This is a genomic window from Actinoplanes xinjiangensis (assembly GCF_003148685.1).
Classification (GTDB): Bacteria; Actinomycetota; Actinomycetes; order Mycobacteriales; family Micromonosporaceae; genus Actinoplanes; species Actinoplanes xinjiangensis.
Window position 1 is genome coordinate 355,627 of the sequence record NZ_QGGR01000008.1, and the last position, 9,483, is coordinate 365,109.

12 protein-coding genes are annotated in these 9,483 nt (G+C 65.7%); 8 read left to right on the forward strand and 4 right to left on the reverse strand.

All coding sequences use genetic code 11. The annotated features are described in order from the left end of the window. Positions 1 to 126: 126 nt before the first annotated feature. Together BC793_RS20690 and BC793_RS20695 are read left to right on the forward strand one after the other, a co-directional pair. Positions 127 to 600 carry a GNAT family N-acetyltransferase gene (locus tag BC793_RS20690; protein ID WP_373871239.1) on the forward strand — a complete coding sequence of 158 codons (474 nt, stop codon included), beginning with the start codon at positions 127 to 129 and terminating at the stop codon, positions 598 to 600. 125 nt (positions 601 to 725) lie between these two features. Beyond that, positions 726 to 1,049 (forward strand): STAS domain-containing protein, encoded by a 324-nt coding sequence (locus tag BC793_RS20695; protein WP_109594599.1) that lies wholly within the window; start codon positions 726 to 728, stop codon positions 1,047 to 1,049. Positions 1,050 to 1,168: 119 nt separating this feature from the next. Here the strand turns inward: BC793_RS20695 and BC793_RS20700 are convergent, their stop codons facing one another. Beyond that, complete coding sequence (locus tag BC793_RS20700; protein ID WP_109594601.1) at positions 1,169 to 1,687, reverse strand: hypothetical protein; 519 nt, start codon at positions 1,685 to 1,687, stop codon at positions 1,169 to 1,171. A 309-nt stretch (positions 1,688 to 1,996) separates the two neighbouring features. Between BC793_RS20700 and BC793_RS20705 the strand changes: the two genes are divergently transcribed. Then, a complete protein-coding gene (locus tag BC793_RS20705) occupies positions 1,997 to 3,439 on the forward strand; it encodes a right-handed parallel beta-helix repeat-containing protein (protein ID WP_239170206.1) in 1,443 nt (480 codons plus the stop codon). A gap of 172 nt (positions 3,440 to 3,611) precedes the next feature. Here BC793_RS20705 and BC793_RS20710 read toward each other — a convergent pair whose 3' ends face one another. Next, positions 3,612 to 4,040, reverse strand: coding sequence for an SMI1/KNR4 family protein (locus BC793_RS20710; RefSeq protein ID WP_109594604.1), 429 nt, complete (start codon positions 4,038 to 4,040; stop codon positions 3,612 to 3,614). A 238-nt stretch (positions 4,041 to 4,278) separates the two neighbouring features. Between BC793_RS20710 and BC793_RS20715 the strand changes: the two genes are divergently transcribed. Together BC793_RS20715 and BC793_RS20720 are read left to right on the forward strand one after the other, a co-directional pair. Further along, the gene (locus tag BC793_RS20715; protein WP_146246364.1) at positions 4,279 to 4,851 is read left to right on the forward strand and encodes a hypothetical protein; all 573 of its coding nucleotides are present in this window, start codon (positions 4,279 to 4,281) and stop codon (positions 4,849 to 4,851) included. Positions 4,852 to 5,017: 166 nt separating this feature from the next. Then, on the forward strand, positions 5,018 to 5,596 hold the full coding sequence (locus BC793_RS20720; RefSeq protein WP_109594608.1) for a GNAT family N-acetyltransferase: 579 nt from the start codon (positions 5,018 to 5,020) through the stop codon (positions 5,594 to 5,596). Positions 5,597 to 6,548: 952 nt separating this feature from the next. On the opposite strand, the gene BC793_RS20735 is transcribed toward BC793_RS20720, so the two are convergent. Further along, on the reverse strand, positions 6,549 to 7,559 hold the full coding sequence (locus BC793_RS20735; protein ID WP_109594614.1) for a tetratricopeptide repeat protein: 1,011 nt from the start codon (positions 7,557 to 7,559) through the stop codon (positions 6,549 to 6,551). 348 nt (positions 7,560 to 7,907) lie between these two features. Between BC793_RS20735 and BC793_RS52345 the strand changes: the two genes are divergently transcribed. Beyond that, the gene (locus BC793_RS52345) at positions 7,908 to 8,042 is read left to right on the forward strand and encodes a hypothetical protein (protein WP_275416216.1); all 135 of its coding nucleotides are present in this window, start codon (positions 7,908 to 7,910) and stop codon (positions 8,040 to 8,042) included. A 385-nt stretch (positions 8,043 to 8,427) separates the two neighbouring features. On the opposite strand, the gene BC793_RS20745 is transcribed toward BC793_RS52345, so the two are convergent. Further along, a complete protein-coding gene (locus BC793_RS20745) occupies positions 8,428 to 8,847 on the reverse strand; it encodes a hypothetical protein (RefSeq protein ID WP_109594616.1) in 420 nt (139 codons plus the stop codon). Between BC793_RS20745 and BC793_RS48915 the strand changes: the two genes are divergently transcribed. Both BC793_RS48915 and BC793_RS52830 read left to right on the forward strand, forming a co-directional pair. Further along, the gene (locus BC793_RS48915; RefSeq protein ID WP_146246366.1) at positions 8,768 to 9,061 is read left to right on the forward strand and encodes a hypothetical protein; all 294 of its coding nucleotides are present in this window, start codon (positions 8,768 to 8,770) and stop codon (positions 9,059 to 9,061) included. The two genes, BC793_RS20745 and BC793_RS48915, sit on opposite strands and share 80 nt — an antisense overlap. Next, positions 8,985 to 9,332: a DUF6193 family natural product biosynthesis protein gene (locus tag BC793_RS52830; RefSeq protein WP_373871240.1), complete on the forward strand. Its 348-nt coding sequence runs from the start codon at positions 8,985 to 8,987 to the stop codon at positions 9,330 to 9,332. Before BC793_RS48915 ends, BC793_RS52830 begins: the two co-directional genes overlap by 77 nt. Positions 9,333 to 9,483: the final 151 nt, after the last annotated feature.

Below are 9,483 nucleotides of genomic sequence, written 5' to 3' on the forward strand. Positions count from 1 at the left end.
ACTTTCGGTGAGGTGGGTGTCACCGGCGCGCAACGGCCAGGCAGGATCATCGGTCTGACCGCGGCCGTGCCGGGCGGCGGGGAGACCGGAGGTGACGGCCCGATGACAGGGATCCGCCTGGCCGTGATGGCCGACGAACACGCCGAGCAGGTGCTCGACATCTTCCGCCTGGGCATCGCCACCGGCGACGCGACGTTCGAGACCGAGCCGCCCACCTGGGAGCGGTTCGTCGCCGGCAAACTGCCCGGCCATCGTTTCGTGGCGCTGGACGAGAGCGGCCACGTCGCCGGCTGGATCGCCTGCCGCCGGGTCTCCGACCGGGTCGCCTATGCCGGTGTGGTCGAGCACTCGATCTACGTGCACCCGGGTGCGGGCCGGCGGGGCGTCGGCCGCACCCTTCTCCACGCGGTGATCGACTCCACCGAGGCGGCCGGCATCTGGACGATCCAGTCGGGTGTCTTCCCGGAGAACACCGGAAGCCTCGCCCTGCACACGGCCTGCGGTTTCCGGGTGATCGGCACCCGTGACCGGGTCGGCCGCCTGCATGGCCGGTGGCGCGACGTGGTCCTGCTGGAACGCCGCAGCCCGGTCGTCACCTGATGGCGGGACACGAACCTGTGAATTCCCCATGACTGCGGTGAATCGGACGCACAATGGGTCGACGTCGACGACGCAAGGACCTACCGTGGACGGCCCGGAAACATTCGGGTAACTGGAGGTTTCGCATGGCCGCCAGCACGCTCGACGTCACCACCACCTCCGACGGAACCCTTGTCATCCACCCCCGCTGCCTGCGCGCCGACGAGGACACGACCGAGCTGCGGCGGGCTCTGATCCACGCCATCCGGCACATCCGTCCGGCCCACCTCGTCCTCGACCTGGCCGACGTCCGCGAACTGGACCCGATCAACCTGGGCGTCCTGGCCGCGGCCTGCCACCTCGGCGACGACCATCAGGTGACCGTCTTCGTCGACCACACGTCCGCCGGCATCGCCCTGCTGTTGACGGCCGCCGGCGTACCCACCCACCGCATCCGTCACATCATCTGAGCTGGTCGTTTCCACCAGAGCGGCGGGGCTTGGTGCCCCTTCTCGTGCCGGGGAGCCGCTTCCGAGTCAGCGGGCCACTGCACGGTCCTTCTCCGCCGCAGCCGTACGGGTCGGGCCGGTCAGCGGAACAGGGCGGCGTCGGCGGCGTTGATCGTCGTCGCGGAGCCCGGGAGGATCGCGTCGAGCACAGCGTCGCGGTCCTGCACGGTGAGGCCGGTCGCGAGGTGGCTCTGTACGAAGCCGATGACCGACTCCGGCCCATCGGGATCCAGCCCGTGCGCCATCAGGGTCTCCCGCACCGCCCAGTGCCGGTGCACTCGTTCGGCCAGCTCGTACAGCCACCGATCGAGGTCGAACGCCGGGAAGCGGACCGGTTGGTGCCCGGCGTCGTCGTCCCACAGCGACAATTCCCACCCGGGCCACAACGACGGCCACCATGACTCCAGCCCGTCCAGCGGCTCGATGCACCACACTCCGGCCCGTTTCGCCGGGATGTCGAGGTGCAGGCCGGCCACGGGCATGGCTTCCTCCGCGGAGAAACTCCGGGACGAGGGCAACTCGTCGAGCAGAGCGGCACCGAGACGCCAGGGCTGCGAGGCGTTGTAGTCGAAGGCGTAGGCGTGGTCGCCCGCGGTCACGACGTACGCGATCGGGTCGGCGTCATCGCGGCCGTACGGATACAGGGAAACAGCCTGGGGATTTTCGCCTGGCAACGACGGCCAGCCGAGCGCCGCGGTGATGTCGTCCCAGCCCTGGTAGGCCCCTCCCGCAACTCGCCGTCTACGGCGTCGGCGACAGTGCAGGGCGGCGAGTGCAGGCACCCCCAGAGAACCTGCTTCTGCGAAGTCCGCCGTAACTGCCCGGCTGGCGCGCCTCCAGCTCCGGGCTCAGCACGGGCGGGACTTCGCGCATCGCCGATCTTCGCTATCTTGTGCCGCGTGACGGACATGCTCAGTAGGCGGAACGCATTGCGGGCCGCGATGGTCGGCGGTGCGGCGGCAGCCGGTGCCGCAGTCGTGGCGCCGGCGGCGGCCCAGGCGGCCGTTCGGGACGAGGGGTGGGTCTCGGTCCTCGACCACGGTGCGGTCGGTGACGGGGTCGCCGACGACACGGCGAAGATTCAGGCGGCGCTGAACGCCGCGAACGCGAGTGTGCCGCACAGGAGCGTGTACTTCCCGCCGGGACGGGTGTTCCGGGTCAGCGAGGAACTCAGCCTCGCCGGTTACACGAACGCGACGATCGCCGGCAACGGGGCGACGCTCGAGCTTGCCGGCGCGAAGCCGACCGCCGCCCACATCAGCACGGTGTTGCGCCTGGCTGACGTGCGTGAGGTCACGGTCGAGGACCTGACGATCCGCGACACCGACCGCACCCAGGTCTACAACGGTCTGTTGCTGGCCAAGGCGAACCGGTGCGTGATCCGCAACGTCCGGGTGATCGATGTGCGGTACACCGGCATCTCGGTCTTCGACGACCCGCCGGGCGCCTCCGACGACGTGCTGATCACCGGCTGCGTCACCGAGGGCACCCGGCAGGGCATCTCGGTCAACGGCCGTGACATCCGCATCATCGGCAACCATGTGGCGATGGACTGGTGGTCCACCGACGAGGCCGAGCGTGGCCCGTGGCAGGACAGTTCCGACTACTACGACGGCATCAACGTGCTGGCGGGCTCCGACCGCACGGTGGTCTCCGGCAACACCGTCACCGATTGCGGCCAGTCCGGCATCTACACCCAGTCCCTGAAGAACCTCGTCGTCGCCGACAACACCATTACCGGATGTGTCCTTCGTGGCATCGAGATCGATGGTCAGCGCAAGCATCTGGAAAAGCCGTCCGACAACGTGCCGGAAGCGCAGAAATTGCGTGCACACGGGGTGACGATCACCGGCAACACACTGATGGACAACCTGGGCAACATCAACATTCTGTACGCCCTGGACGTCACCATCACCGGCAACCGGGTGCACAACAAGCGAAAGTCGACATGCATCGCGGTCAACCAGGGCTCCCACCACGTGGTCGTCGTCGGCAACCACTGTCGCCAGGACGACCCGGACCGGGCGGCGATCTGGGTGAAGCCGGTGGAGACCGTGAACGGCACGGTCGTTCCGGGTGCGACAGAGGTCACCGTCGCCTGGAACAACGTCGAGGCCGCGGTCGACTGGTACGCGCCTGCCGACGCAGTCATCATGCAGCGGACCGGGGACGCGGAGATCTCCGCGGTCGGCACGATCAAGACCACCGGCAAGATGCTCGCCACGGGCGGCATCGGCGTGGGCAACAGCGCCGCCGCGTCCCGGCCGGGCACGGTGGTCCGCAAGATCGAGGTATTCTCCCCGACCGGTGCGAGCCTGGGCTTCGTCCCGGTGTACAACTCGATCACCTGAGCGGGGCCGTCAGACCCTCTCCCTGAACGGTCCCCGCGGACGCGGAGCACGATGCGTCTCCCAGCACCACATGGTCCGCGTCATCGGAGTTGCTTCCGGCACGCGGCAAGACCTCGCTGCCGCGAAGATGCACTGCTCGGCGCGCGGCTCGAGCCATTCTGAATCGCCATCCCTAATCTCGCAGCATGCCGAGGAAGGCGGCAAAGCTCGGCGCCAGCGGCAAAACTCCCCAGTCCACGCTCCAGAAGACGACCGACGGGTGATCGTCGTCAGCGCGGTAGTCGAAGCAGAAGAAGTCGCCGCCCGCGTCGGCGGCGAACGGGATGATCCCCTCCTCCAGTACGTCGAGCAGAGGGAATATGGCGGCGACGATGTTGCTGACGAACGGCGAATCCTCGAAGTGAAGGAGATGATCGACCGCGGTGCGGAAACCGTTGGGCAGGTCGATCGAGGCGGGGACCGGAGCGGCGCCCTGATGGACCTGTGCGACAGCCAGGAACTCCGAAGGCAGGTCGACCTCCAGTTCGTCCTGCGCCTGCCGCACCGCCGTCTCCGACGCCGGCCCCGGGTCATCGATCGCCCCGTCCACCCAGGTCACCATGGTTCGCTCCTTCCGTTTCTCGTCGTGCAGCGTTGCTGGACCTCGGATTCTCCTCGACGTAGGTGACACGATCGCGTTCCCGGTCGAGGTGCGCCAGATCGAGCGCCAGCGCGGCGCAATCCCCGGGTGACCGGGAGAGCATGCAGGAACGGCATCGTCAGCTCACCGCGCGGAACGTCGCGTGGATACGCGGGGCTGGTGCGCCAGCGGTGGGGTCCTCTGACTACAGTGCGCGTCCATGGGACACGTCATGGCCCGCCTCGCCGGCTATGGCGTGGTGCTGGTGCCGTATTGGCCATACACGTTCGCGCGTTCCGAAGCAGCGGCCGACGCCGTGCTCGTCACGAACTGGCGGGAAGACGGCCCAGCCACGGCGCTCGTCGACCCGGCAGAACCGCACTCGGCGCCTGGCATCGTCGACGTGAGTCCCGGCCCGGACCATCCGTTCTGGGTCATCGAGACCAGCAGCTTCGATGTGGCATGGCCCTTGCACTTCGACATCGAGTCGACGCTGCCGCCGTACTGCCTGGTGGGCGAGAATGACGCGTCGATCTCCGTGCAGGGCCCGGCGCATATCCCCGACCCGGAGATACTGATTGCCGAGGGCCAGACGGTCGTCGAGCGCCGCACGATGCCCGGTGACGTGCAGGTCATCGAGCTGGCATACGAGCACGAAGGCGAACGATGGTGGCAGGAACATTACCTACTCCCGCGCAAGGGCGGCCGCGTACTCGTCTTCACCGCGCAGTCCCGTGAGCCCGGCATCGTGACTGCCCGCCATGCCCTGGAATGGATGCTGGCTCTGGACTGAGATCGGAACGATCCAGCGCCGTGCGTGCTCACACGCCGCTGTCCACACTCGGGACCAGCCGCCGTCACGGCCGGCCGCCGGCTCACGCGGACCGACGTATCGTCGTGCCGACGAGAGGCCATTGCCCGGCCGGACATTCGATTTATAGACGTTTAGGATCCGCTGCATGCCGATCACCAATACCCGGTTCACCTGGCCGATCGGGGACGGCATCGTCCTGATACCGCGCACTCCGGAGATCGCTGTCCCGTACCACGCCCTCCTGGCCGCCAATCATGCTCGGCTGGCAGTCTGGTCGCCGGGCATCAAAGAACCGACGTTGGAGGCCACCCGCACCGCTCTGGAACGCTCCGGGAATGCCTGGCTCGCCGGTACCCGCCTTCCACTCGCCATCAGCATTCGCGCCGACAACGGTCATCGCCTGGTCGGAGCAATGAACCTGGCCATCGAGACTTCGGCGGGATCCGCCGAGATCGGGTTCTGGATCGACGCCGCCGCCGAAGGCCAAGGGGTTGTCAGCCGCGCACTGGACGCTGTGCTCGGCCATGCCTTCGGCGACCTCGGTCTGCACCGAGTCGAGATGCGGACCCTGACCACCAACGACCGCAGCCACCGTCTGGCGGAGCGATTCGGTTTCTCCCTTGAGGGTGTCCTGCGCAGGGCGGTCCGATTCCCGAACGGCCACCGGGACGTAGCGGTCTACGCCTTGCTCGCCGACGAGTTCGCCAAGGCAACGCAGAGGTAGCGAGGTTCAGCAGCCTCAACCTACTGATCTAGCCGCTGCCCGCGCGCGGGCCGGGCGCCGCCGGCACGGTCGGTGGCTGGCCCGCTGTGACGGCCCGGCGTCTTGTCGTGCCGATGAGCGTGCACGCCCGTAGTGCCAACCGAGTTAGGATCAGCAGGTGTCTGCCCTTCGGTTTGAGGAACTTCTCGAGCGTGTGACGGTTGACCGCTTGACGCTCATCAGTGCGGTGGAGTGGTGTTACCTGCAAGAGCCGACCTACGCATGCCCTGGGCAGACCTTCTGGATCGACCTTGAACGCAATGCGCTTTGCGTGGACCGCGGTAATGAACGCGTCACTCGGCACAGCTTCGTGACGGAGCGGACTGCGGATATGCGCCGGTAGCCGAGTCGCGCGGCTTGCATAGATCAGACGTCCGGATCTGCCGCGAGTCGCGTGCGACGGAGCGTCACGGGCTGCCTGGCGCCGGCCGGTGTCCGCTCGTGCCGATGAGAAGACGTTGTCCGTTATCCTTTCGGCTTTCGGCCCATCAAGCCGACAGGCACCATAAGAAGCCCGCTGGCTGCTATACAGGCGAGAAACCATCCCATCGGCAGGCCGTCTCCTAAAAATGGCTTCCAAATAAGCATGCCGACCATCAAGGCGCATAGCACTACGACTGCGATACCAGCCCTTGCCAGGTAGGGAGCCTGGACTCCCCTGGCCACCGGCCCACGACCCCATCGGCCGCCGATCGCCGTACCCACGACCAAGAGGGCGCAGAACGCTATGCCGAATGGGGCTCCCGCGCCGGTACCGGCGCTCAGCATGATCAGCAAGCTGACGCCCAAGGCCACGCCGCAGAGAAAGAACAGCAGCCTACGCATGGCCCGTCATGCCTTCCGAAGAGCAACGTCGGTCGATCTACACGTTCCCTCATCGGCACGATCCGAACCTAGCGATGATGCGCCCTTCTCAGTGGGCTCTCATCCCGCCGTCTTCGTCCTCGTCGTCTGGTATCGGGTAGCGGGCGGTCACGGCGTCCGCGTCTTCTGTGCGGCCGTTGGCCTGGTGTACGCCTATCAACACGGCCCTGGCCCGCCGAAAGTAGTCGTGCTCCGGACCGAGCACCCGGCGGATCTCATTGATGATTCGCCCGGCAAGATCACTGGCTGCGGTCAGATCGCGTGTGCTGAGGTAATAGCAAAAGGCGAGATCCACCTGGGCGTTCAACGTGCGTGGGTCGGCCGGCCCGAAAGCGTCCAGCAGATCCGCGGCGATCCCCTCGAGCACTCGCGCCTTCTCGGCGGGGTCGAACACGGTGTAGGCGTGCCGCACGCGTTCGTCGACGGTGTCGGGATGCACCGGGCCGAGCGTTGCGATTCGCTCGGCCACCAGCCTGCCCCGCGATTCGGCAACCTGTTGCTCCAGTACCCGGCCCTCCTGGAATCCCAGGCAGCCGGCGAGGCCCATGCGTGCGGTCTGGGTTCCCGGGGCATCGGGGCCGAGTTCTCGTTTCCGGTCGGTGACCAACTGTTTCCAGCCTGCGAGGATCCGCTCGTTCAAGGGTCTGGATTCGGTGTAGCGTTCCGCAGTGCTGTAGGCGTGGGCCAGGTTTCGCCAGGTGCGGAGGGTGTCCGGGTGGGTAGGCCCGTGCAGCCGTTCCCGGTCGGCGGCAACCTTCTCCAGTCGCCCGATGGCCTCGGGAAGCCGTTGCGGATCCGGGTGGCGTTGGAAGGTGTGCAGGCCGAGGCAGGCCATGCCCGCCTCGTACTGGGCGATCAGCGTGTCCGCATGCTCCGGCCCGAGGACCCGCGTGCAGTCGTCGGCCAATGCCGCCAGTTCGGCATAGGCCTCCGCTTCGTTAGGGACCTCGTAGAAGCCGCGGCCGAGAGCCAGCCGAGCGGCCAGCGTACGGTGATCATCCGGCCCGAACGACTCCTCCGCCGTCGCGACCGCAGCGCGCAGACGATCGATCCTGCCCATGCCGCAAGGTACCGCTCCACGGAGCCCACCATCAGCGACATCACCGAACACCTCCACAGAAGCCGATCAAGCGGTGTCGAATGCCGCGTCCCACTGGCGCCCGAAGCGACGGAGACAGCCACCCAGCAGAACACCTCGAGATCTCCAGGCGCATTCACCATGGTTGGCGTTCGGAGCGTCTCGTCATACTCATTTGCCGCCGAGCGTGCGCCGACGACTCGCCGGGCCGTGACGCTGGGTGACCGGTCTCCGGACTTTCAGCCGTGCTGAACTGCCGAGTTCAGTGCGTGTCCAGATCGATCGGGGGTTATCGGTTACACCATCTCCAGTCCTGGATAGTGTCGGCGGGTGAGCAAGAAGTTCGAGCAGCGGCAGCGAATGATGTACAGCCGCGACGGGATGACTGCGGAGGAAGGTTTCGCCGACCTCCTGGCGCATGTCAATGAGCACACCGAGGACTTGATTACCGCGTTCCAATGCTGAGCTCGCCAGCCCTGAGCCCAATCTTGCAATGCGCTCCTGGCTCCTGGAGCTGATCAGCGAGAGCAGATCGGAGGCCGCCCTGCTTACTCTTGTGGAGCAGCTTTACTCACTCGATTCGATTCTTAGTTTTGGGCCCACCGCGGGCTGGAGAAGCTCGATACCAAACAGGCTCGGACGGAGCTTCGGAAAGCACGATCTAGCGGTGCCCTGAGGGGCGATTTCGCATGAATCCGATCTTCCGTGGGATCCGCGGAGTAGGTTCGGTTAAATCTTCCATTCTCAAGCGACCTTAAGGGGCCTGGACCCAGAAAGCTATTTTCGTCCGATTCTCGTGGGGAGGTGGCTATTCACACATCGTCGCCGGCTCAGGCCTGTGCGCACCTCGTCAGATGGGCTCAACCAAGTCTCCGAGAGTGGGGCCGGTCACCCCTATGACGTGAATCTGCATATGACGGAAACCATCCGCCTCGGCAGCTTCAAATCCAGCCTCCGTCAAAACGCTGAGCAGCATCTGGAATATCGTGTACTCAACTCCGGCTGACATCCGGAAGGCCGGTGCCTTCAAATCGTCTTGATCGATCGCGGCCCGGCATGCAACCCGCATTTCCTTCGACGTATGCCATGAGACGAAGACCCCGCCCTCCTCGTCGGGAAAACCTTCCTCCACCAGGACCCCTACGTATTCCCCGACTGGGGCCTGACCACGCCGATGCACAACGAACCCGATGGCTTTCAGGCTGTTCGTCACCATCCGGGACAGGCTCGCCGCCGCCAGCCCTCCATCAAAATCCATCGACGCGATCACCTACTCCCGCCCGGAATGTAACACGTATCTGATCCTCAGCCCGTGGATGCGCAAGTTCAGTCTCGGTCTGCGCATCGAACGAACGGTCATGCTCAACGATCATGCACCGGATCTGGCCATCGCCGCCGACGCGGCCCATGCGTGGTTGTCCGGTGTACGACCGCCAGTCGTTGCGGCCGTTCCTCGGAACCGTCGCCTTGGTAACAGCGTGTGAACGCGGCGATCACCGGGAAGCCAGTTGGCTGCGCCTGTACGAGAACCACCGCAAAGATCGGATAGAGACGCGACTACAGCCCTTTGTCGCACTGGCCTTCCACGAACCGCGGCTACGTCAACTCAAACCGTACACCAGCCACTGGACACTGCGTTTCAGCATCACATCAACTTGGCCCTACTCCGGGTGCTACCCCAAAGTCACCCCTGCCGACATGCTTGGCCGATGCATTGTGACAACTAGACGAGTAAGTCCTAACTCATCGATCTGATGAGCTGAGCTGCGGCTGTACGCGCGTCAACTGCCATGTCCGGTAGTTGGCCGGGTTAAAGGTGAAGGGTGTCGATGATCTGTTTGTGACGACAGACATCCACACCCTTCTCACCGCACTCTACGTGAAGATCGACGACTGGCTCGGCAAG